The sequence below is a fragment of the Lentzea sp. NBRC 102530 genome (genome assembly GCF_030269365.1).
Lineage (GTDB): Bacteria > Actinomycetota > Actinomycetes > Mycobacteriales > Pseudonocardiaceae > Lentzea.
Window position 1 is genome coordinate 1 of record NZ_BSTF01000037.1, and the last position, 21,370, is coordinate 21,370.

Here is a 21,370-nt window from a genome sequence, read left to right on the forward strand (position 1 = left end):
CCTGCTGGCGCACGCCTTCCAGCGCAATCCCCAACGACTCGAGCGCCTTGGCGGCGACACCTTCACCCTCGTGGATCAGACCCAGGAGGATGTGCTCGGTGCCGATGTAGTTGTGGTTGAGCATCCGTGCCTCTTCTTGGGCAAGGACAACCACCCGCCTCGCGCGGTCGGTGAACCTTTCGAACATTCGCACTCCCTGACTGCTGCGTCGGCGGTCCTCGGCTCCACCGATCTACCCTGGTGAGCGCGGCACCGTGGCTCCACTGTAGTGGGCGGTACCGAGGCCTGTGGTTCCCATCAGCGGCAAGCCGCGTCCGGTGAACGTTGACGTCTGCATCAACGCAGGTCGGAAGCAACGGATTCCACGTATCGGGCGATGTCCGCTGAACGCGAACAACCCACCGTCGAGCGATACTCCTGTGATCGGGGACACCTCAGGAGGCACAAGACACGCGATCCTGGGTAAGGTTAGGCAAGCCTCATAGATGAGATTGGACTTGCGCGTTGACCGTACCTGCGAGGGTCTCACAGCAGAACCCGCGTGCGCTCACGCCACTGGCCGAATCCATCGCCCGCCTGCAGACCGGTTCCGAGATCAGGTTCGGCACGCCCGTGCCCGCGCAGGAGTGGACGATCTGTTCGGACCTGCTGGCCGAGCCGTCGCGGTTCGACCTGTGGCGCAAGGACCTCGCCGAGTGGATGGTCGAGCAGTACGGCGAGTCCGACGACCGCGCCACCGCCGGCTACATCATGGGCTGGTACCTGCACCAGCCCGGTCACCTCGCGGGCCTGCTCTTCCACACCGCCCGCCGGGTGCCGACGCTCAAGCCGTCCGACATGGCGTTCCGGATCAACGCCGAAGGCCGTCCGCACCCCGACGGCATCGCGCTGATGTGCGACGAGTTCGCCTGCCTGCCCGACGACCCGGCCTCGAACCACCCGGCCGCCACGGTCGTCGCGAACGAGGCGGCGCTGGCCGCGGTCCTGCGCGCCCGCTACGCCGCCCACGCGGCCCAGTTCGTCGCTTCCTTCGGGCAGGTGGTCCGCTTCGGTCGTCGCACGCTCTGGGCGGCCGCGACCGACATGCTGGAGTACGGCCCGTGGGCCGCCGGGCGCATGTTCGGCGACGAGAACGCCGGTGTCACGGACGCCGCGATGATCCTGCCGGAGAAGCTGGAACCGTTCGTCTCCGCTTCGACGCTGCACTTCACCGAAGAGGGCTGGAAGCGCAAGCGGAACAGCTGCTGCTTCCACTACGTGCTGCCGAACGCCGAGCCCTGCACGGCCTGCCCACGCACCTGCAGGTAGCCGGGACCCCTCCCGGGCGTTCGCCCCTAACGTGCCGTTCGTGAACGTGCTGCTGTGGGTTCTCCAAGGCGTGATGGCGTTCCTGACCATTCCCTCGGGCGTGATGACCGTGCTCGACCCCGACCGGGTCCACCTGCACGGCAGGTGGGTTCAGGTGGGCGATCGCGCGGTCGCGGTCGTGCGCGGCCTCGCGTCGGTGGCGTGTGGAACGGCGTTGATCGTCCCCGGCCTGATCGGGAAGGCGACGGTCCTGACCCCGATCGCCGCCCTCCTGCTCGTCGCCCCCGCGTGCTACTTCCCGGCGCGGCAGTTCGGCGCCGGCGAGATCGGGCCGGGCAGGTGGGTCCTCGGCACGATCTGGCTCGCGTTCCCGCCGGTGTTCGTCGCCTGGGCGAGGTTCGGCCCCTACCCGCTCTGAACCCCGGGCTCCGGCAGCCGGTGCCGCGACCCGACCGGGACGACCAGCGGCGTGCCGGACACCGGGTCCTCGACGACGCGGGCGTCCAGGCCGAAGACCTCCAGCAGCATCTGCTCGGTGAGCACCTCGGCGGGCGGCCCCTGCGACACGATCTTGCCCGCCCGCATCGCGACGACGTTGTCCGCGTAGCGCGCCGCGAGGTTCAGGTCGTGCAGCACCATCACGATCGTGCGGCCCATCGACGCGTGCAGCTCCTGCACCAGGTCCAGCACGTCGATCTGGTGCGCGAGGTCCAGGTACGTCGTCGGCTCGTCGAGCAGCAGCAGGTCGGTGCCCTGGGCGAGCGCCATCGAGATCCAGGCCCGTTGCCGCTGCCCGCCGGACAGCTCGTCGACGGTCCGCTCGGCCAGGTCCAGGATGCCGGTCATCTCCAGCGCGGCGTCGACGGCGGCGGCGTCGTCGGAGGACCACTGCCGGTACCAGGACTGGTGCGGGTGACGGCCGCGCGCGACGAGGTCCGCGACCGTCAGGCCCTCGGGCGCGGACGGCGACTGGGGCAGCATCCCCAGCACGCGGGCGACGTCCCTGGTGGACATCGACTCGATCTTCTTGCCGTCCAGCAGCACCGCACCGGAACGGGCGGGGAGCAGACGCCCCAACGCCTTCAGCAGGGTCGACTTGCCGCAGCCGTTGGGACCGATCACCGCGGTGACCGTCCCGCTCATGATCGACAGGTCCAGGCTGTCGACGATCAGCCGCTCGCCGTAGCCGATCGACAGCGACGAAGCCTCAAGACGCACACTCATACCCGCGCCTCCCGGCGGCTTCGGATCAGCAGGAACATCAGGTAGGGCGCACCGAGCACCGCGGTGATCACCCCGACGGGCAGCTCGGTCGTGTAGATCGTCCGAGCGACCAGGTCCGACAGCATGACCAGCGCGCCGCCGATCACCGCCGAGCCGAACAACGGCGGCTGCGCGGTACCGCAGAGCCGCAGCGCGATCTGCGGCGAGGCCAGCGCGACGAACGTGATCGGGCCCGCCGCGGCCGTCGCCACGGACGCCAGCACGATCGCCACGATGATCAGGAACGATCGGGCGGCGTTGACCCGGATGCCCAGGCCGCGCGACGTCTGGTCGTCGAACTGCAACGCGCCCAGCACGTGACCGCCGATCAGGGCGACCGGGATCAGCACCACCAGTGCGATCGCCACCGGGACGACGTGCTCCCAGCCGCGGCCGTTGAGCGACCCGGTGATCCACACCATCGCCCGGCCGGCGTCCAGCACGTCGCCGACGGTCAGCAGGTAGTGCGTGAAGTTGCCGGCGACGGCCGTGATGCCGATGCCGACCAGCACCATCCGGAATCCCTCGATGCCCTGCCGCCACGCCAGCGCGTAGACGAGCAGACCGGCGAACAGGCCGCCGGCGAGACCCGCGAGCGGCACCCCGATCGACGCCGCTCCCCCGGTCACCACGCCGAGCGAACCGGCGAAGGTGATCACCGAGACCGCCCCCGCACCCGCACCCCAGGTGACGCCGAGGATGTCGGGCGACGCGAGCGGGTTGCGCACGATGGCCTGGAAGATCGCGCCGGACAGGCCGAGCGCGGCCCCGACCAGCAGGCCCGTGAGCGCGCGCGGCATCCGCAGCTCCATGACCACGAACTGGTCGCGGCGCGAGCCTCCGCCGAGCAGGGTGTTGACCACCTGCGAGACGGACAGCGGGAAGTCGCCGATCATGATGTCGGCGACCAGCAGGCAGGCCAGCACGACCAGTGCCACGGCCACCACCAGCAGCGGGCGGCGGCGCAGCCGGAACGAGGCGGCCCCCACCCGCAGGGCGGGCTTGGCGGCCGCGGGGGTCCTCTTCCGCACCTCTGTCGTCGTCAAATCTTCACCAGCTTCTTGCGCCGCACGAGGTAGATGAAGAACGGCGCGCCGATCAGCGCCAGCATCACGCCGACCTCCACCTCGGACGGGCGGGCGACCACCCGTCCGACGATGTCGGCGAACAGGATCAGGACCGCCCCGAGCAACGCCGAGTACGGCAGGATCCAGCGGTAGTCGGGGCCGGTGAACGCCCGCGCGATGTGCGGCACCACGAGCCCGAGGAACCCGATCGGCCCGCACGCGGCGACGGCCCCGCCCACCAGCAACGTGATGGCGAAGATGCCCAGCCCGCGCGTCCGCTGCACGTCGACGCCGAGCGACCTGGCCACGTCCTCGCCGAGCGACATGGCGTTCAGGCCGGGCGCGTTGAACGCGGCGATGACCAGGCCGGCCGCGAGGAACGGCGCCACCTGCGTCAGCACCGTCAGGTCGCGGCCCGCGATGGCGCCGACCTGCCAGAACCGGAACGCGTCGAGCGACTGCTGGTCCAGCAGCACGATGGCCGACACCAGGCCGTTCATCAGCGCGGACACCGCGGCTCCGGCGAGCGCCAGCGTCACCGGCGACGGACCGCCCCGCCCGGCCGAGCCGAGCAGGAACACCAGGACGCTCGCGATCATCGCGCCGGCGAACGCGAACCAGATGTACCCGACCAGCGAGTTCACCCCGAGCAGGAAGATCGAGAGCACCACCGCGAGCGCCGCGCCGTGCGTGACGCCGAGGATGCCGGGATCGGCCAGCGGGTTGCGCGTGTGGCCCTGCATGAGAGCGCCACCCACACCGAGCGCGATGCCGACGACGATGCCGAGCAACGTGCGCGGGATCCGCAGTTCGCGGATCACCACGTCGTCCTCGACGCCGGTCGGCGTGAACAGACCGTGCCAGACCCCGGACAGCGGGATCTCCTTCGAGCCGATCGCGATGCTCGCCAGACAGACGGCGACCAGCACGACCAGCAGGAAGAGCAGGCCCAGCGACCTTCGACCCAAGGCCCACCCTCCTAGCTCCAGTTAGGACAGGTAACCCTAACTGACGGGACCCGGGGAGGCCGATGCGCAGGGACGAAGTTCTAGTCACATCCTCACCACCGGCCACAGCTCCACGCGTGCGCGCGGTCGGCGAGGTTCAGAAGCGGGAGGAGAAATACCAACCCGTTGTCAGATCAACTAAATGATCAGAAGCAAAACGTTTCACCGATCTCGTTTGGATCGCATCGTTCTGCCCACAGGTAGTTGATCAGTCACTCAAATAACACGAAGGGGTTCCGAGGAATCATCCCCGGAACCCCTTCGTGCTTTACCGAATTTCAGCCCTGCTGGTGGTAGGCGTCGAGCACCTCGGCCGGGATGCGGCCGCGGTCCGACACCTTCATGCCCTGCTTGCGGGCCCACTCGCGAATGGCCTGGTTCTGCTCACGATCCGCCGATGCCGGGCGCGCCTTCACGCTGCCCGCCGGACGACCCGGTCCGATGCGCTTGCGGCCACCGGCGCGACGAGCGCCTCCGACGAAGTCCGCAAGAGCGTCCCTCAGTTTGCCCGCATTGCCCGAGGAAAGGTCGATCGTGTAGCTGACACCGTCCAGCCCGAACTCGACGGTCTCCTCCGCAGTGGAACCGTCCAGGTCGTCGACGAGGGTCACCGTGACCTTCTGCGCCATGCGTTCCTCCAGGACCCCGAATGCGCGGTCACCCGCGTCGCCAACTAAAGCCTTCTGCGAGGCAGGTTAGCGCACGGGTGCCGCATTGCACCTATCGACATCCGGAAAGTTACTCATTCAGGGCGAACGAGCGGGAACAAGATGGTCTCGCGGATACCCAGACCCGTGAGGGCCATCAGGAGGCGATCGATACCCATTCCGACGCCACCACTCGGTGGCATTCCGTACTCCAGTGATCGCAGAAAGTCTTCGTCGACCGGCATCGCCTCGTTGTCACCGGCAGCGGCAAGACGGGCCTGTGCTTCCAGGCGTTCCCGCTCGATGACGGGGTCCACCAGTTCGGAGTAACCGGTGCCGAGTTCGAATCCGCGCACGTACAGATCCCACTTTTCGGCGACACCCGGCTTGGTGCGGTGCTGCCTGGTCAGCGGGGACGTGTCCACCGGGTAGTCGCGCACGAACGTCGGTGCGTACAGCGTGTCGCACACCAGGTGCTCCCACAGCTCCTCGACCAGCTTGCCGTGCCCGAACTTGGGGTTGACCTCGAGTTCGTGCCGGTCACAAAGCTTGCGCAGCGCCTCTGGCGACGTCTCGGGGGTGATTTCCTCACCGACAGCATCCGACAACGACTCGTAGATGCTGAGCGTCGTCCATTCACCCGAGAGGTCGTACTCGCTGCCGTCCGCCAACGTGACGATCTGAGAACCCGTCACGGCTTCCGCCGCTTCCTGGATCAGCTCACGCGTCAGTACGGCGTTCGTGTCGTACGTGGCGTACGCCTCGTAGTACTCCAGCATCGAAAACTCGGGCGAATGAGACGAGTCCACACCCTCGTTGCGGAAGTTGCGGTTGATCTCGAAGACCTTCTCGATGCCACCGACGACGCAGCGCTTCAAGTACAGCTCCGGCGCGATGCGCAGGAACAGGTCGATGTCGAGCGCGTTCGAGTGCGTGATGAACGGACGCGCGGACGCACCACCCTGCAGCGTCTGCAACATCGGCGTCTCGACTTCGAGGAATCCACGCCGGTGGAACGAGTCGCGCAGAGAACGAACCACGTTCGCTCGGGTCCGAACAGTGTCACGCGCCATCGGCCTCACGATGAGGTCGACGTATCGCTGACGAATGCGGGTTTCCTCGCCGAGTTCCTGGTGCAGGGTCGGCAACGGGCGCAGCGACTTCGACGTCAGCTGCCACTCGTCGGCCATCACGGAAAGCTCACCGCGGCGCGAGCTGATGACCTCGCCGTGGATGAAAACGTGGTCGCCGAGGTCGACGTCGGTCTTCCACTCGGAAAGCGCTTCTTCACCGACACCGGCGAGGCTCAGCATCGCCTGCAGTTCGGTGCCGTCGCCTTCGCGCAACGTCGCGAAGCACAGCTTTCCGGTGTTGCGCATGAACATCACGCGACCGGTGATGCCGACGACCTGACCGGTCTGGGTGTCGGGTTCGAGTTCGGGGTGCGCGTCGCGAATCTCGCGCAACGTGTGCGTGCGCGCGACTTCGACGGGATACGGCTCCTTACCGGAAGCGAGCAGCCGCGCACGCTTCTCCCGGCGCACGCGCATCTGCTCTGGCAGGTCTTCTTCGCTGGTCACGAGGTTTTGCTTCGGCTGCTCACTCACGCCGAGAAGGGTACGGACACCCGCGAACGCAAAGCGAACCGGATACCCGATGCGGAAAGGCGTCGTGACGCCGACGGGTGACGCCGACTACGGCAGACGTGCGAACCGGCTCACCCGGAGCACGGAAGAACGGCACCAAACCATTCCGCGCACCGGTCCAGTCACTAAGTTGGGGTGATGGATCTACACGCGAGACGAGCGGACTCGTTCGGTGCGCAGGCCGAGGCCTACGCCGAACACCGCCCCGACTATCCCGTGGCGGCGATCCGGTGGGCACTGGAGCCGCTGGGCACCACCGAGCGCCTCGACGTGCTCGACCTGGCGGCCGGCACCGGCAAGCTGACGTCGGTGCTGTGCGCCGAGGGCCACCGCGTCACGGCCGTGGAGCCCAACGAGCAGATGCTGTCCGAGCTGGTGCGCCGGGTGCACGGCGTGCGCGCGCTGCCGGGCCACGCGGAGCACATCCCGGTGCCGGACCAGACGGTCGACGCGGTGTTCGTCGGCACCGCGTTCCACTGGTTCGACCAGGAGAAGGCCATGCCGGAGATCGCGCGCGTGCTGCGACCCGGTGGCGTGCTGGCGGCGATGTGGGTCGAGCCCGACACGGACGTCCAGTGGCTGCGCGAGCTCGAACAGGCGTCGCTGAGCAGCGTCGAGTCGCAGCGACACAACCCGGTCGACGTCACGCGGCACCCGTCGTTCTCACCGGAGGAGCGCGCGAAGTTCCCGCACGTCCACCACCGGGAGTCGCCGGAGGCGGTCGTGGCGTGGATCAACACGCACTCCCGCCTGCTCGTCATCGACGACGCAGAGCGCGCCGCCATCACCGACAAGATGCTGACGCTGCTGCGCGAGCGGCAGGGGACGCCGGACGTGTCGTTCGACATCCCCCTGCACGCGGACGTGTTCCGGATGGTGCGGCTCAGCGAGTAGCCGGCATGTTGCGCTCGAAGACCATGCGCAGCCCCAGCAGGGTCAGGTCGGGCACGTGGTGCGCGATCGTCGAGGACTCCGCGACCACCAGCGGCGCCAGGCCTCCCGTGGCGATCACCGTCACGGGGCCGGCGTCGACCTGCTGGAGCTCCTCGGTGATCTTGCGCACCAGCCCGTCCACCTGGCCGACGAACCCGTAGACGATGCCCGACTGCAGGCACTCCACGGTGTTCTTGCCGATCACGTTGCGCGGCTTGACGAGCTCGACCTTGCGCAGCTGGGCGGCGCGCGAGGCGAGCGCGTCGACCGAGATCTCGATGCCGGGTGCGAGCGCCCCGCCGAGGAACTCGCCGCGCGACGAGATCACGTCGAGGTTCGTGGACGTGCCGAAGTCGACCACGATGCACGAAGTCGCGTAGAGGTGGTGCGCGGCCAGCGTGTTGATCACGCGGTCCGAGCCCACCTCCTTCGGGTTGTCGACGAGCAGCGGGACGCCGGTCTTCACGCCCGGCTCGACGAGGATCTTCGGCACGGCGTCGTAGTAGCGGCCGAGCATGACCCTCAGCTCGCGCAGCACCGCGGGCACGGTGGACAGCGCGGAGATGCCGGTGATCTTGTCGGCGTACTCGCCGAGCAGGCCGCGCATGGTCAGCGCGAGCTCGTCGGCGGTCATCCTGGCGTCGGTGCGCATCCGCCAGTCGCGCACGAGCGGGGCCGAGTCACCGACCCCGTCGTACAGACCGAGCACGATGTTGGTGTTGCCGACGTCGATGGCGAGCAGCACGTGTGATTCCTCAGTTCTCGGCCTGGATCAGCGCGTCCAGCGCGGTCGCTTCAACGGTCTCAGAAGAAGGCGCGCTCGTGGAGCCGTTCACCAGACCGGACCCTTCCGGCGCGTGCGCGGGGTCGGCACCGAGGTCGACGACCTTGTTGTCCGCGTCCACGAACACGACGCGCGGCTTGTACGACCGCGACTCCGCGTCGTCCATCTGCCCGTAGGCGATCAGGATCACGATGTCGCCGGGGTGCACGAGGTGTGCGGCGGCGCCGTTGATGCCCAGCACGCCGGTGCCGCGTTCGCCGGGGATGACGTAGGTCTCCAGGCGGGCGCCGTTGGTGACGTCGACGATGGCGACCTGTTCGCCCGCCAGCAGGTCGGCGGCCTCCATCAGGTCCTCGTCCACCGTCACCGAGCCGACGTAGTGCAGGTCCGCCTGCGTCACGGTGGCCCGGTGGATCTTGGACTTCAGCATCGTGCGGAACATGTCACTCCCCCTACTCGTCGCCTTCGCCGAGCAACACCGCGATGTTGTCGATCAGGCGGGTGGAACCGACGCGCGCCGCCACGAGCAGCCGCGCGTCGCCGTTCTCCGGCGCGGGACCGAGGTCCGGCCCGCGCAGTTCCAGGTAGTCCAGCTCGACCTCGGGCACCTGGGCCAGCACGTCGTGCGCGGCCTTGAGCACCGCGTCCCCGCCCTGCGCGCTCACGTGCGCGCCGGCGGTCAGGGCCGCCGACAGCGTGACGGCGCTGTGCCGCTGCTCCGGCGTCAGGTAGGCGTTGCGGGACGACAGCGCGAGGCCGTCGTGCTCGCGGACCGTCGGCACGCCGACGACGTCGAGCGGGAAGTTGAGGTCGCGCGCCATCCTGTGGATCAGCTGGAGCTGCTGGTAGTCCTTCTGCCCGAACACCGCGTACGTCGGCTGCACGATGTTGAACAGCTTCGACACGACCGTGAGCACGCCCCCGAAGTGGCCGGGGCGGACGGCGCCCTCCAGCTCGTCGGCGAGCGGACCGGGGTTGATCGTGACCTGTGCGCCCTCGGGGTACATGTCCTCGACCGACGGCGCGAAGACGATGCCCACGCGCTCCTCGCGGCAGATGTCCACATCGGACTCGAACTGGCGCGGGTACTTGTCGAGGTCCTCGTTCGGCCCGAACTGCAGCGGGTTCACGAAGATCGACACGACGATCACCGTGTTCTGCATGACCTTGGCCTCGCGGATCAACTGCCGGTGACCCGCGTGCAGGGCGCCCATCGTGGGCACCAGCGCGACGTTGCGCCCCGCTCCGCGCAGGGCCTTGATCACCCTGTTCAGCCGCTCGGGGTCGCGGTGCACCGTGACGTCGTCCGGGCGGTAGTCGTCCTTGGTCAGTGGCTTCGTCACGTCAGTCCTCAAGAGTGGTGCGAACGTCTTCTGCCGCGTCGGGCTTGAGCAGCCCCGACCGCTCGGCCCGTTCGGCGGTGCGGCGGGCGAGCACGCGGTAGCTGGGCAGGGTGTCGGGTGCCTGCTCGGCGAGCACGTCGAGGTGCCCCCGCAAGGTACCCGTGTCGCCGCGGGCGACCGGACCGGTGAGGGCCCTGTCGCCGTGGCGCAGCGAGTTGTCGAGGGCGGCGGAGAGCAACGGGCCGAGCAGGCGTTCGGCGTTGGCGACACCCGCGCCGGTCAGCAGGTCTGCGGCGTCGCGCACGAGCGTGATCAGGTGGTTCGCGCCGTGGGCCAGTGCCGCGTGGTAGAGCGGGCGGACGGACTCGGGGACCCGGACGGGTTCCGCGGCCATCTCGACGACCAGGGCCTCGCCGACGCTCCAGGCCACCTCGTCACCGTCCGCGGCCGTCACGCCGACGCACGCCGAGTTCATCCGCTGCAGGTCCTCCGACCGGCCGGTGAACGTCATGACGGGGTGCAGCGCGAGCGTGAGTGCGCCCAGTCCGGCGGCGGGTTCGAGCACCTTGACGCCCTGCGCGCCGCTCGTGTGCACGACGATCTGCCCCGCCCGCAGCGACCCCGTGGCGACGAGACCCCTGACCAGGCCTGCGAGCTCGTCGTCCGGCACGGCCAGCAGCACCAGGTCGGCGCGTGCGGCGACCTCGGTGGGATCGGCGATCGGGACGCCGGGCAGCAGTTCCTCGGCGCGGTTGCGGGAGGCCTGGGAGACGGCGGCAACGCCGGTCACCACGTGGCCCGTCCTGGCCAGCGCGGCGCCCAGCACGGAACCGACGCGACCCGCCGAGATGACACCTACGGCAAGCCTCGCCGGACGTGGGGTCGCGTCCATGCGACTAACTCCTTCTGACGTTCCAGTCCCTGGCGCGGGTACCGGACGACGTGGCCGAGGGTAGCCCCGCTGGTCCTGGCATTCGGCCCGCGGTGACCGGATTCACCGGCGGGCGGCGGCCCTGGCGGCGTGCAGGGTGTCGAGCAGCACGCCGTGGCGTTGCTCGGCGCTCTGACCGGCCGTTCCCTGTTCGATCCGGTGCCGCAGGAAGGCGAGTTCGGTGACCGCGATCTGGTAGCTCCGCACCGCCTTGACCGACTGCTCGCCGGACTTGCGCTTGACCGCCCGCAGCCAGTTGCGCCGGCCGTTGAGGCTCGCCAGCAGGGCCACCTCGCTGTTGGCGATCCACCGGTTCTGCGCCATCGCGGCAAGTTGCCCGGCGACGATCCGCTGCTCACGTCTGCGTTGCCACACCACGATCGCCACGGCTCCGGCGAACACCGGCACCATGATCAGGAAGTAGAGGTTGATGAACTCGGCACCCGTGCCGACCGTCGTGCTGAAGTTCCACAGCGAGTGCAGGCCGACCGCCGTGACGTAGCCGCCGATCGGCGCGAGGACGCGCACGGTCGCGTTGCTCGTCATCGCCGCGATGCCGACGCCGATGCCCGTCATGGCGGTGAAGAGCGGGTGCGCGAACGGCGACAGCACCCCGCGCAGGATGAACAGCGCGATCACGCCGCCGCCCATGTCGCCCAGGCCGTCGGTGACGAAGACCCGGCCGAAGTACCAGATGTTCTCGGTGAACGCGAAGCCCGCGGCCGTGATGCCCGCGTAGACCATGCCGTCCACGACGCCGTCGAACTCGTGCCGGCGGCGCAGGAACACGGCGAGCAGGAACACCGCCTTGGTGGCCTCTTCGACGATCGGCGCGCCGACCACCGCCGTGAACGTGGCGCCGTCGTTGGTCAGCAGGTCACCCAGCACCCGTGACGTCTGGTTGAACGCCAGCGAGCTGATCGTGGCGCCGCACGAGCCCCAGATGAACGCGAAGAGCAGCATCTTCGCCGGTTCCGGCTCCCACCGGTCGATCCACAGGAACGCGGTCACGACGAACGCGACGGGGATCAGCGCGGCCGCGGCACCCACGAGGAGCGGCTCGATGCCGATGCTCGACGTGCCGAGCGCGAACAGCACGAGCCCGGCCGCGGCCAGCGCGATGAGCGCCACGACCGGGAACAGGACGGTCCAGCGGCGCTGCTCGATGCGCTTCTTGCCGGGCGCCGCGGTGGCACCACCCGGCGTGGCCTGCGGGGTCACCGGCGACTGCGGCGGTGGAGGCCTGTTCGGCGTCGGCGTGAGGTCGGCGTCGTTCACGAGAAATGACCTTAGATGCACACTTGTCCGATGTTCGACTGGGAAGCCGCTTGGCACGCCGCGTTGTACGGCCCCGGTGGCTTCTTCGCCCGCGGCGAGAAGCCGGCCTCGCACTTCCGCACGTCTCCGCTGGTCGGCCCGGAACTCGCCGAGGCCCTGCTGGAACTGCTGTCCCGGGTGGACTCGGCGCTCGGATCTCCCCCGGTCGTGGACTTCGTGGACGTCGGCGCGGGCGGCGGCGAACTCGCCTGCGCGGTCCGTTCGCTGGCGTCCGGATCACTGGCTTCGCGGCTGCGGGTGACCGCCGTCGAGGTCGGTCCTCCCGTTTCGCTGCCAGGTGTTTCCTGGACCGCTGAGGTGCCGTCGTGCGTCGGGTTGCTGGTCGCGCACGAGTGGCTGGACGCGATCCCGTGCCCGGTGGTGACGGGGCCTTCCGACGACCCGTGGATCACCCGGTGGTGGCCTTCGCTCGAAGCGGGTGAGCAGGCGGAGGTGGGTTCGCCGCGGGACTCGGCCTGGGCCGCGGCCGTGGGGTCGGTGCGCGGGGCGGCGCTGGCGATCGACTACGGGCATCTGGTGTCGTCGCGGCACTTCTCGCTGACCGGGTACCGGGACGGGCGGCAGGTTCCGGTGGTGTTCGACGGGTCCTGCGACATCACCGCGCACGTCGCCCTGGACGCTTGTGCGGCGGCGGCCGGCGGGGACTTCGTGCTGGTGTCGCAGCGGGATGCGTTGGGGGCCTTGGGGTTGAGCTCGGCCGTCTCGGGGTCCGGGTGGGAGTGGCTGGAGTCGGCGGCTCGGGCCGGGCGGGTGGCGGAACTCCGGTCGGCCACAGGGCTGGGGGCGTTCGGGTGGTTGCTGCACGGGCGCGGGGTGGCTGTGGCCGACCTGCTGCCGGCGCTGCCTGCTTGGCGTCCGAATCCCGCCAGCTTTCAGCTCGGCTGACGGCGATCGTTGGCTCCATGCTGATTCACACCGTGTCGCCTGATGCTTCCTTCGCCGACCCGGAGCGGGAGTACCGCGCTTCGGAGCCCGGGGTGCCGTTGCGGTGCTGTCTGCGCAAGTCGCGGGCCGATGAGCCGGTCTGGTTGTTCCGCTACCCGGCACCGTTCGGGGCCGGGCCCTACGCCGAGGTCGGGCCGGTGTTCACGCACGTGGACTGCGCCAGCGGGGCTTCGCTGGATCGTCTCCCTGTTGAGTTGTTGAACAACCCCCGCATCCTGCGGTCGTACAACGCCGCTGGTCAGATCTGCGACGGGGCGGTGGTGGAGCCCGGATCGTTCGATCGGGTGATCGAGGGATTGTTCAACGATCCTTCGATCGAGGCGGTGCAGGTGCGGAGCGTTTCGCACGGCTGCTTCTTCTTCGGGGTGACGAGGGGCTGAGGCCTGCCCGTGACACCATGCTCGGGTGAGCGAGCAGATCACCGTCGGCGTGGGCGCGGGCGCGAAGTACCTGGGCGTCGACCGCGTGATCGACCTCGGCCCCCTGCACCCGTCGGCCCACGGCGCGTACCGCCTGCGCCTGACCGTGACACCCGAACTGGTGATCACGAAGGCCGAGCCGCTGGTCGGGCACCTGCACCGCGGGGCCGAGAAGTTGTTCGAGGTGCGGGACTACCGGCAGGTGCTGACGCTCGCCAACCGCCACGACTGGCTGTCGGCGTTCTGCAACGAACTCGCCGTGGCGCTGGCGGTGGAACGCATGACGGGCATGGACGTTCCGGCCCGCGCCCAGTGGTTGCGCGCACTCCTCTGTGAACTCAACCGGCTGATGGCGCACATGGTTTTCTTGACGCCGTTGGCGCCCAACGCCGCCATGCACCGTGAAGGCGTGCAGGCGCTCATGGAGGAGGCGTCCGGCGGGCGCATCCACTTCATGTTCAACCGGATCGGCGGCCTGCGCGAAGACGTGCCCGCAGGCTGGACGGGCCGGGTCGCCGAATTCTTGTCCACTGTGGACACCGAAGCGCTGGGCATCGACTTCGGCCGGCTCGAAGGCCTCGGTGTGCTGCCAAAAGAGGACGCGGAGGCGTTCGGCGTCACCGGCCCGATCGGCCGGGCCAGCGGGGTCGACTTCGACCTCCGGCGCGACGATCCGTTGCCCGCGTACGAGACCCTCGGTTTCACCCCGATCATCCGCCACGAGGGTGACGCGGCAGCACGGGTGCGGTGTCTGGTGGACGAGGTGGACGCCTCGGTCGAGCTGGCTCGGCGGTGCCTCGAGAACCTGCCGGGCGGAGCGGTGAACCTGAGGCTGCCCAAGGCGATCAAGGCGCCGGAGGGCTCGGTCTACACGCGGGTCGAGGCGCCGCTCGGCACGTCCGGGGTGCACCTGTCGTCGCGTGGCGAGAAGACGCCGTGGCGGCTCAAGCTGCGGACGCCGTCGTTCAACAACGTGCAGGCCCTGTCGGCCCTCCTGCCCGGCACGGAGGTCGACGACCTGCCGGGCGTGCTGAGCTCGTTCGCCGTCATCGTCGGCGACATCGACAAGTAGACCTAGTGCCGCGTCAGCCGACCTTCGCCGCGTCTTCGACGCTCAGCGGGCCACCGTCTGAACACCGAACACGGGGCAAATGCCGGCTGACGCGGCCCTAGTCGTCGCGGCGACGGCGGCGGCGCGGGGCGTCCCCGCCGCCCAGGGACGCGAGGAGCTCGCTGACGGACTTGCCGTCCGCGTGGGCACCTGACGGGTCCTCCGGGGCCGCGCGACGGCCCGTGGAGACGGCCGGCAGGCGGGTCGAGGAGTCCTCGGCCACCCGGCGGCCGGAGACCGACGGCTCGTCCGCGGGACGGCGGCTCGGCGTCACGGCCGGGAGCCTCGTCGAGGACTGCTCGGAGGCCGAACGGCGGCCCACCGGCGGGAGCGACACCAGCGAGTCCTCGGAGGCGGTGCGGCGGGGCGACGGTTCCTCGGTGCGGCGGCGGCTGGTCGGCGCGTCCGGCTTCAAGGTCTCCCACGAACCGCTGTCCTGCACCGGCGCCGGGGCGGCGGAGCGGTCGTCGGCGCGGCGACGGCCTCCGCCGGTCTGCTGCAACGCCTTCGGGTCGATCATCTCGGTGCGCTCGGCGACGCGCGGCTGGCGGGTCTCGACCGGCTTCGGGGTCGGCTTCGGGGCCGCGGGGGCCTCGGCGCGCGCGGCGGGCGGGCGCTGGACGCGTTCGGTGCGGTGGGCCTGGGCCTGGACGGGCTGCGGCTTGACGGGCTGCGCCTTCACGGTCGGCGGCGGCGTCTTCGCGGCCTGGGACGGCGTGGCGAGGCGGGCGGAGACGGAGGCCGCGGCGGCACCCGGACGCTGTTGCGGACGCGGGGGTTCCTGCTTCACGGCGGCCTTCACGGGCTCGCGGCGGGTCACGGCGGGCTGCGGGCGCGGCGACGACGGCACCCGCTCCGGGCGCACCGGCTCCGGCCGGGCGGGCTCGCGGCGCGGTGCCTGCACCTTGGCGGCCTCGTGGGCCACGCGCTCGATCAGTTCCGTGCGCTCGGACGGCTTCTCAGCGGGGATCGGGGACGCGGTGATCGCGGGCTTCGCGTTGATGATGCGCTGCTCGGCACCGGCGGTGAGGCGCGAGGCCTCCGAGGCGAGCGAACGCAGGCGGGTCGACTCGGCGCGCAACGCCACGCGTTCGACGAGGACGTCACCGCCCAGCAACGCCTGGAGGTTGTCGCGCAGGGCGTGCAGATCGGCGCGCAGGGCCTCGATGTCGGCCCGCGACTCCTCCTCGATCCGCTTGCGCGTCTCGGACTCGATCTCCAGCTCGTACTCGCGCCGGGCGGCTACTTCACGCTCCAGTTCGAGCTCGTAGACCGACTGGAGGTCGGCCACCTCGTCATCACGCTCGGTGACCTGTTTGCGGTATTTCGCGGCGAGGAAAGCACCCACCAGAGCCGCCCACAACGCGGCCACCACGGCCAACCGCAGCATGCGGGCGCTGTCACTCAGCACGAGCACCGCCGCGGCCACCAGAGCGAGCGCCAATGCCGCTACTAAGAGCAAGCGCCCGGAGCCACGACCGTGATCTTCTTGCTCGTCGTCCACCGACGCGCCTCGCCCGGTCATGCGCACTACGGTACCGCGTAGTTATGCGACTGAGACCTACGGCCGGGTATCTAATCCGTCCCGGAACTCTCTTTGGGCGTCTTGCAGCAGTGCTCGAGCCACAGCGCTGCGGCGGTCAGCGCAACGGCCGAGATCATCCCGATCACCGCCGCCACCAGGTCGTTCGAGGCCGCCGGGAACGAGTCGCGGACGGGGATCACGTAGACCAGGACCCCGGTCCAGGCACCGAGCATCAAAGCGCCCAAAACAGACGAAGCCTTTGCCAAAGCGACCGCTCGCGCGGCCGTCAGCGGCTGCACCGGGCGCGCCCCCGGCCGTCGCTGGATCCGCGCCCTCAACGAGAACGCGAGAACGACCTCCACGACGGCGATGACGAACAACGTCGACCCGGCCAGCACCGGCAACGGCGGCAACGTGTCGTACGCGAGTCGCAGCAGCAGATGAGCCAGCAACGCGGCGATGAGCGCGACAGCGGTCAGGTCGCGGGGACGGGTGAACCTCACGTGTCCATCCAACCGGAAAGCACGAGATCGTCACGCCGCCGCACGCCGTCAGCGGAAAACGCCAGGCCCGCAACGGGTCCGTGGCCCGGCAGCACGGCATCGGGCTCGACGTCGAGCCACGGGATGAGGACTGTTGCACGCTCAAACGCCCCAGGATGCGGCAGGAGCAGCTCCGGGTGGTCCGAGGTCACCCCGTCCACCGAAACCACGTCCACGTCCAACGTGCGCGGTCCCCAGCGCTGCTCCCGCACGCGCCCGGCGGCGTTCTCCAACGCCTGCCCGCGGCGCAGCCAGCCCCACTCGTCCACGTCGTCCGCCGCCACGACCACGACGGCGTTGAGGAAGTCCGGCTGGTCCTCGACGCCCCACGCCGCCGTCTCGTACACCGGCGACACGGCCACGACGAACGGCCGCAGCCCGTCCACCACGGACTGCAGGAAGGCGAAGCGGTCACCGAGGTTCGAGCCGATCGAGAGAACGGCGCGGCTCAAGACTTCTCCAACGGCCGCGGGGCGGCGAGGCGGCGCGAGCGGCGGATGGTCACCGACACGTCGTCGAACGTCAGCGGGATCGGTGCGGACGGCTTGTGCACCGTCACCTCGACCGCGTGCAGCCTCGTGTCCGCCATCGCGGCGTCGGCGATCTTGCCCGCCACCGTCTCGATGAGGTCGTACGGCTCGCCGCCGATGATCTTCGCGGCCATCTCGGCGAGTTCGCCGTAGTGGTACGTCTCCTTCAGGTCGTCCGTGCGGGACGCCGACGAGAGGTCCAGCCACAGCGTGACGTCGACGACGAACTCCTGCCCGTCGCGCTTCTCGTGCTCGAAGACCCCGTGGTGGCCGCGCACCCGCAGCCCCGTCAACGCGATCCGGTCAGCCATGTCCCCGCCTCCACGCACCGGCGACGGCGACCGCGTCCAGAGTCCGGTCGACGTCGTGCACCCGCACACCCCAAGCCCCGTTGAACGCGGCCAGCGCCGAGATCGCCGCCGTCGCGTCCTCCCTGCCGTCCGGCGGACGGTTGCCGAGCAACGTGCCGAGGAAGCGTTTGCGCGACGCCCCCACCAGGACCGGGAAGCCCAGCTCGACCAGTTCGTCCAGGCGCTGCAACAACTCCCAGTTGTGGTCGCCGAGCTTCGCGAACCCCAGTCCGGGATCGAGCACGATCGACGACTCCGCGACACCGGCGGCCAGCGCGGCCTCGACCCGTTCCAGCAGCTCGGAACGAACGTCCGTCACCACGTCGTCGTACGTCGCCAGCTCGTCCATCTCCGCGCTGTGCCCGCGCCAGTGCATCAGCACGAACGGCACGCCGGCGGCCGCGACGACCTTCGCCATCTCCGGATCGGCCAGGCCGCCGGACACGTCGTTCACGATCGACGCGCCGGCCTCCAACGCCGCCGCCGCAACGGAAGCACGCATCGTGTCCACGCTGACCGGTACCTGGTCGGACACCAGCGCGCGGATCACCGGCACGATCCGGGCGATCTCCTCGTCCGGGTCGACGCGCCGGGCGCCGGGCCTCGTCGACTCGCCGCCGACGTCGACCAGGTCCGCGCCGCGCTTGAACATCTCGACGCCGTGCGCGACCGCGTCCCGCCGGTCGATGTAGCGTCCGCCGTCGGAGAACGAATCCGGCGTCACGTTCAGCACGCCCATCACGACGCACCGGCCGGGACGGGGCAGAGCGCTCATCGCGTCCGGCCCCTGATCAGTTCGATGGCCTCCGCACGTGTCGTCGAGGACGTGCGCAGCAGGCCCCGCACCGCGGACGTCGTCGTGCGGGAGCCGGGCTTGCGCACGCCGCGCATGCCCATGCACAGGTGCTCGGCCTCCATCACGACGATCACGCCGCGCGGTTCGAGCTTGCGCACCAACGCGTCCGCGACCTGCGACGTCAGCCGTTCCTGCACCTGCGGCCGCTTCGAGTAGAGGTCGACCAGGCGGGCGATCTTCGACAGGCCCGTCACGCGGCCCTGCTCGTTCGGGATGTACCCGACGTGCGCGACGCCGTGGAACGGCAACAGGTGGTGCTCGCAGAAGCTGAACATCGGGATGTCCGTGACGAGCACGAGTTCCTCGTGGCTCTCCCCGAACGTCTTGTCCAGCACGCTGTCCGGCTCGGTGTAGAGACCCGCGAACAACTCCTTGTAGGCACGCGCCACCCGAGCGGGTGTCTCGTGCAGCCCCTCCCGGTCCGGGTCCTCACCGCACGCGATCAGCAGTTCGCGCACCGCAGCCTCTGCCCGTGCCTGGTCGAAGACCCGCCGCGCGGAGACGCCGGCCTCCCCGTGGTGGGTGAGGCCGGCGTCTCCGTCGAGCTGTTGTTGCTCTGTCACTGCCGCTCGTCCTGGTCGGACTGCGGCTTCTTCGGCTCCCACACGTTGTGCGGTTTGCTGCCGGGCACCGTCGCCGGGGTCCAGCCGGGAGGCGCGCCGTAGTTCGGCGGGACCGCCTGGTTCGGCTGGCCGGGCTGGTGCACGCCGTTCGAGCCGTTGGCCGAGGGCAGCTGCTCGGTGACGGGTTCCGCCGAGGCGGCCTCGTCGTCCTTGCGCAGCTCTTCCTCGATCGCGTCCTCGACGACCGGCGGCCACGGCTCGCCGCGCTCCTTGGCGAGCTCGCCGGGGGTCTTGACCGGCGGGATGTCGGACGGCGTGCGGTCACCGAAGTCGTTGAACTGGGTGATCCGCGGGCGCTTCTCGACGCGGGCGAAGATCCGCTCCAGGTCCTTCTGGTGCAGGGTCTCCTTGTCGATCAGCTCGAGCGTGAGGTCGTCGAGAACGTCGCGGTAGGTGTTGAGCACCTCGTACGCCTCGGTGTGCGCGGCCTCGATGAGCTTGCGCACCTCCTCGTCGATCTCGTGCGCGACCTCCAGCGAGTAGTCCGCCTGGCGGCCGGCCGAGCGTCCGAGGAACGGCTCGCCCTGCTCCTGCCCGTACTTCACGGCGCCGAGCTTCGCGCTCATGCCGTACTCGGTGACCATCGCGCGGGCGATCTTGGTCGCCTGCTCGATGTCGTTGGACGCACCCGTCGTGGGCTCGTGGAAGACGAGCTCCTCGGCGGACCGGCCACCCAGTGCGAACACCAGTCGCGCGATCATCTCGGACCTGGTCATCAGGTCCTTGTCCTCTTCCGGCACCGAGAGGGTGTGACCACCCGTGCGGCCTCGGGCGAGGATCGTGACCTTGTAGACCGGGTCGATGTCCGGCATCGCCCACGCGGCCAGGGCGTGCCCCGCCTCGTGGTACGCGGTGATCTTCTTCTCCTTCTCGGAGATGATCCGGCTCTTGCGGGCCGGACCGCCGATCACGCGGTCGACGGACTCCTCCAGCGCGGCACCCGTGATGGTGTGGCCGTTCTGGCGGGCCGTGAGCAGCGCGGCCTCGTTGATGACGTTCGCGAGGTCGGCGCCGGAGAACCCGACGGTGCGCTTCGCGAGGCCGTCGATGTCGGCGTCCGCGGCGAGCGGCTTGCCCTTCGAGTGCACGCGCAGGATCTGCTTGCGGCCCTTCAGGTCCGGTGCGGACACCGGGATCTGGCGGTCGAAGCGGCCGGGGCGCAGCAGGGCCGGGTCGAGGATGTCGGGACGGTTCGTCGCGGCGATCAGGATGATCCCGCCGCGCGAGTCGAAGCCGTCCATCTCGACGAGCAGCTGGTTCAGCGTCTGCTCGCGCTCGTCGTGCCCGCCGCCGAGACCGGCACCGCGGTGGCGGCCCACCGCGTCGATCTCGTCGACGAAGATGATGCACGGCGCGTTCTGCTTGGCCTGCTCGAACAGGTCACGCACACGCGAGGCACCGACACCGACGAACATCTCGACGAAGTCCGAACCGGAGATCGAGTAGAACGGCACGCCCGCCTCGCCGGCGACGGCCCTGGCGAGCAGCGTCTTGCCGGTTCCCGGCGGGCCGTACAGCAGCACGCCCTTCGGGATCTTCGCGCCGAGGGCCTGGTAGCGGCCGGGGTTCTGGAGGAAGTCCTTGATCTCCTCGAGTTCCTCGACGGCCTCCTCGGCACCGGCGACGTCGGCGAACGTCGTCTTGGGCATGTCCTTGGAGAGCTGCTTGGCCTTGGACTTGCCGAAGTTCAGAACGCGGTTGCCGCCGCCCTGGGCGTTGTTCATCATCCACATGAGCAGCAGCAACAGCAGGCCGAGCGGCACGAGGTAGATCAAGATCTGCATCAGGATGGACTCCTGGCTGACCTTGGTCTCGACGGTCGGCTTGTTGCCGGCCTGGTCGAGGACGTTGAAGATCTCGTCCGTCGAGCTGGCCGGGAACTGCGTGATCAGGCGGTTGCTGCCCTCGAAGGTGGTGCCGTCGGTGAGGGTGAGACGGAGACGCTGCTCCTTGTCCTCGATCGTGGCTTCCTTGACCTTGCCGTCCCTGACCTGTTGCAGTGCCTGGGACGTCTTCACGGGGTGGTAACCCCGCGAGTCGTCAAAGAGAACGGTGAAGACGAAGTACAGCAGCAACACCGCAGCGATCCACAGCAGCGGGTTGCGAAGCAGGCGCTTGCGGTCCATGCACTTACGGCCGGCGGGCGGCCTCGACCCTCCCTGACTTGCGCGTCGGGCAGTGGAAGACCCACATACCGCGTCC

At 69.6% G+C, this 21,370-nt stretch carries 24 protein-coding genes; 6 read left to right on the forward strand and 18 right to left on the reverse strand.

Annotation, left to right across the window (positions count from 1 at the left end; translation table 11 throughout):
- Positions 1-187, reverse strand: a 187-nt coding sequence (locus QSK25_RS44615) for a Clp protease N-terminal domain-containing protein (protein ID WP_285647722.1), incomplete at its 3' end; no start/stop codon positions are given.
- Positions 188-504: 317 nt separating this feature from the next.
- Between QSK25_RS44615 and QSK25_RS44620 the strand changes: the two genes are divergently transcribed.
- Both QSK25_RS44620 and QSK25_RS44625 read left to right on the forward strand, forming a co-directional pair.
- Positions 505-1,308 (forward strand): (2Fe-2S)-binding protein, encoded by an 804-nt coding sequence (locus QSK25_RS44620; protein WP_285647723.1) that lies wholly within the window; start codon positions 505-507, stop codon positions 1,306-1,308.
- A gap of 40 nt (positions 1,309-1,348) precedes the next feature.
- A complete protein-coding gene (locus tag QSK25_RS44625; RefSeq protein ID WP_285647724.1) occupies positions 1,349-1,726 on the forward strand; it encodes a DoxX family protein in 378 nt (125 codons plus the stop codon).
- On the opposite strand, the gene QSK25_RS44630 is transcribed toward QSK25_RS44625, so the two are convergent.
- The 5 genes from QSK25_RS44630 to lysS form a co-directional block, all read right to left on the reverse strand.
- On the reverse strand, positions 1,714-2,532 hold the full coding sequence (locus QSK25_RS44630) for an ABC transporter ATP-binding protein (RefSeq protein WP_285647725.1): 819 nt from the start codon (positions 2,530-2,532) through the stop codon (positions 1,714-1,716). The two genes, QSK25_RS44625 and QSK25_RS44630, sit on opposite strands and share 13 nt — an antisense overlap.
- Positions 2,529-3,602, reverse strand: coding sequence for a FecCD family ABC transporter permease (locus QSK25_RS44635; RefSeq protein ID WP_285647726.1), 1,074 nt, complete (start codon positions 3,600-3,602; stop codon positions 2,529-2,531). Before QSK25_RS44635 ends, QSK25_RS44630 begins: the two co-directional genes overlap by 4 nt.
- 11 nt (positions 3,603-3,613) lie before the next feature.
- Entirely contained in the window at positions 3,614-4,606 is a 993-nt protein-coding gene (locus tag QSK25_RS44640; RefSeq protein WP_285647727.1) for a FecCD family ABC transporter permease, read from the reverse strand.
- Between the two features lie 317 nt (positions 4,607-4,923).
- Positions 4,924-5,274: a histone-like nucleoid-structuring protein Lsr2 gene (locus QSK25_RS44645; RefSeq protein ID WP_285647728.1), complete on the reverse strand. Its 351-nt coding sequence runs from the start codon at positions 5,272-5,274 to the stop codon at positions 4,924-4,926.
- A gap of 113 nt (positions 5,275-5,387) precedes the next feature.
- Positions 5,388-6,842 carry a lysine--tRNA ligase gene (lysS, locus tag QSK25_RS44650; protein WP_285647756.1) on the reverse strand — a complete coding sequence of 485 codons (1,455 nt, stop codon included), beginning with the start codon at positions 6,840-6,842 and terminating at the stop codon, positions 5,388-5,390.
- A 234-nt stretch (positions 6,843-7,076) separates the two neighbouring features.
- Here lysS and QSK25_RS44655 point away from each other — a divergent pair, with 234 nt between their 5' ends.
- Positions 7,077-7,832, forward strand: coding sequence for a class I SAM-dependent methyltransferase (locus tag QSK25_RS44655; protein WP_285647729.1), 756 nt, complete (start codon positions 7,077-7,079; stop codon positions 7,830-7,832).
- On the opposite strand, the gene QSK25_RS44660 is transcribed toward QSK25_RS44655, so the two are convergent.
- The 5 genes from QSK25_RS44660 to QSK25_RS44680 all read right to left on the reverse strand — a co-directional run bounded on the left by QSK25_RS44660 (position 7,822) and on the right by QSK25_RS44680 (position 12,096).
- The gene (locus tag QSK25_RS44660; RefSeq protein WP_285647730.1) at positions 7,822-8,616 is read right to left on the reverse strand and encodes a type III pantothenate kinase; all 795 of its coding nucleotides are present in this window, start codon (positions 8,614-8,616) and stop codon (positions 7,822-7,824) included. The genes QSK25_RS44655 and QSK25_RS44660 overlap by 11 nt on opposite strands.
- Positions 8,617-8,626: 10 nt before the next feature.
- Positions 8,627-9,097 carry an aspartate 1-decarboxylase gene (panD, locus tag QSK25_RS44665; RefSeq protein WP_285647731.1) on the reverse strand — a complete coding sequence of 157 codons (471 nt, stop codon included), beginning with the start codon at positions 9,095-9,097 and terminating at the stop codon, positions 8,627-8,629.
- 10 nt (positions 9,098-9,107) lie between these two features.
- Complete coding sequence (gene panC, locus QSK25_RS44670) at positions 9,108-9,998, reverse strand: pantoate--beta-alanine ligase (protein ID WP_285647732.1); 891 nt, start codon at positions 9,996-9,998, stop codon at positions 9,108-9,110.
- Position 9,999: 1 nt separating this feature from the next.
- A complete protein-coding gene (locus QSK25_RS44675) occupies positions 10,000-10,890 on the reverse strand; it encodes a Rossmann-like and DUF2520 domain-containing protein (protein WP_285647733.1) in 891 nt (296 codons plus the stop codon).
- 102 nt (positions 10,891-10,992) lie between these two features.
- Entirely contained in the window at positions 10,993-12,096 is a 1,104-nt protein-coding gene (locus QSK25_RS44680) for a PrsW family intramembrane metalloprotease (RefSeq protein ID WP_502881963.1), read from the reverse strand.
- A gap of 141 nt (positions 12,097-12,237) precedes the next feature.
- Between QSK25_RS44680 and QSK25_RS44685 the strand changes: the two genes are divergently transcribed.
- Genes QSK25_RS44685 through QSK25_RS44695 form a run of 3 tightly spaced genes read left to right on the forward strand, consistent with a single transcriptional unit; the run spans position 12,238 to position 14,703 of the window.
- The gene (locus QSK25_RS44685; RefSeq protein WP_285647735.1) at positions 12,238-13,152 is read left to right on the forward strand and encodes an SAM-dependent methyltransferase; all 915 of its coding nucleotides are present in this window, start codon (positions 12,238-12,240) and stop codon (positions 13,150-13,152) included.
- Positions 13,116-13,592, forward strand: coding sequence for a DUF1203 domain-containing protein (locus tag QSK25_RS44690; RefSeq protein WP_285647736.1), 477 nt, complete (start codon positions 13,116-13,118; stop codon positions 13,590-13,592). Before QSK25_RS44685 ends, QSK25_RS44690 begins: the two co-directional genes overlap by 37 nt.
- A 25-nt stretch (positions 13,593-13,617) precedes the next feature.
- Entirely contained in the window at positions 13,618-14,703 is a 1,086-nt protein-coding gene (locus QSK25_RS44695) for an NADH-quinone oxidoreductase subunit D (protein ID WP_285647737.1), read from the forward strand.
- Between the two features lie 97 nt (positions 14,704-14,800).
- Here QSK25_RS44695 and QSK25_RS44700 read toward each other — a convergent pair whose 3' ends face one another.
- The 7 genes from QSK25_RS44700 to ftsH are packed head-to-tail and all read right to left on the reverse strand — an operon-like array spanning position 14,801 to position 21,294.
- On the reverse strand, positions 14,801-16,267 hold the full coding sequence (locus QSK25_RS44700; RefSeq protein ID WP_285647738.1) for a DUF6779 domain-containing protein: 1,467 nt from the start codon (positions 16,265-16,267) through the stop codon (positions 14,801-14,803).
- A 50-nt stretch (positions 16,268-16,317) separates the two neighbouring features.
- Positions 16,318-16,770, reverse strand: coding sequence for a DUF3180 domain-containing protein (locus QSK25_RS44705; RefSeq protein WP_285647739.1), 453 nt, complete (start codon positions 16,768-16,770; stop codon positions 16,318-16,320).
- Positions 16,767-17,261: a 2-amino-4-hydroxy-6-hydroxymethyldihydropteridine diphosphokinase gene (gene folK, locus QSK25_RS44710; RefSeq protein WP_285647740.1), complete on the reverse strand. Its 495-nt coding sequence runs from the start codon at positions 17,259-17,261 to the stop codon at positions 16,767-16,769. Before folK ends, QSK25_RS44705 begins: the two co-directional genes overlap by 4 nt.
- A complete protein-coding gene (gene folB / locus QSK25_RS44715; RefSeq protein WP_285647741.1) occupies positions 17,258-17,650 on the reverse strand; it encodes a dihydroneopterin aldolase in 393 nt (130 codons plus the stop codon). Before folB ends, folK begins: the two co-directional genes overlap by 4 nt.
- Positions 17,643-18,464 carry a dihydropteroate synthase gene (gene folP, locus QSK25_RS44720; RefSeq protein ID WP_285647742.1) on the reverse strand — a complete coding sequence of 274 codons (822 nt, stop codon included), beginning with the start codon at positions 18,462-18,464 and terminating at the stop codon, positions 17,643-17,645. The genes folB and folP overlap by 8 nt, the downstream gene beginning before the upstream one ends.
- A complete protein-coding gene (gene folE / locus QSK25_RS44725) occupies positions 18,461-19,108 on the reverse strand; it encodes a GTP cyclohydrolase I FolE (RefSeq protein ID WP_285647744.1) in 648 nt (215 codons plus the stop codon). The genes folP and folE overlap by 4 nt, the downstream gene beginning before the upstream one ends.
- Complete coding sequence (ftsH, locus tag QSK25_RS44730; protein WP_285647745.1) at positions 19,105-21,294, reverse strand: ATP-dependent zinc metalloprotease FtsH; 2,190 nt, start codon at positions 21,292-21,294, stop codon at positions 19,105-19,107. The genes folE and ftsH overlap by 4 nt, the downstream gene beginning before the upstream one ends.
- Positions 21,295-21,370 lie beyond the last annotated feature (76 nt).

Excerpts from the sequence above, each read along its gene's own strand:
- QSK25_RS44685 (WP_285647735.1), top strand. The coding sequence starts at position 12,238 with ATGTTCGACTGGGAAGCCGCTTGGCACGCCGCGTTGTACGGCCCCGGT.
- QSK25_RS44645 (WP_285647728.1), bottom strand. The coding sequence starts at position 5,274 with ATGGCGCAGAAGGTCACGGTGACCCTCGTCGACGACCTGGACGGTTCC.
- QSK25_RS44630 (WP_285647725.1), bottom strand. The coding sequence starts at position 2,532 with ATGAGTGTGCGTCTTGAGGCTTCGTCGCTGTCGATCGGCTACGGCGAG.
- QSK25_RS44655 (WP_285647729.1), top strand. The coding sequence starts at position 7,077 with ATGGATCTACACGCGAGACGAGCGGACTCGTTCGGTGCGCAGGCCGAG.
- folB (WP_285647741.1), bottom strand. The coding sequence starts at position 17,650 with ATGGCTGACCGGATCGCGTTGACGGGGCTGCGGGTGCGCGGCCACCAC.
- lysS (WP_285647756.1), bottom strand. The coding sequence starts at position 6,842 with ATGCGCGTGCGCCGGGAGAAGCGTGCGCGGCTGCTCGCTTCCGGTAAG.
- panD (WP_285647731.1), bottom strand. The coding sequence starts at position 9,097 with ATGTTCCGCACGATGCTGAAGTCCAAGATCCACCGGGCCACCGTGACG.
- QSK25_RS44675 (WP_285647733.1), bottom strand. The coding sequence starts at position 10,890 with ATGGACGCGACCCCACGTCCGGCGAGGCTTGCCGTAGGTGTCATCTCG.
- ftsH (WP_285647745.1), bottom strand. The coding sequence starts at position 21,294 with ATGGACCGCAAGCGCCTGCTTCGCAACCCGCTGCTGTGGATCGCTGCG.
- QSK25_RS44700 (WP_285647738.1), bottom strand. The coding sequence starts at position 16,267 with ATGACCGGGCGAGGCGCGTCGGTGGACGACGAGCAAGAAGATCACGGT.
- folP (WP_285647742.1), bottom strand. The coding sequence starts at position 18,464 with ATGAGCGCTCTGCCCCGTCCCGGCCGGTGCGTCGTGATGGGCGTGCTG.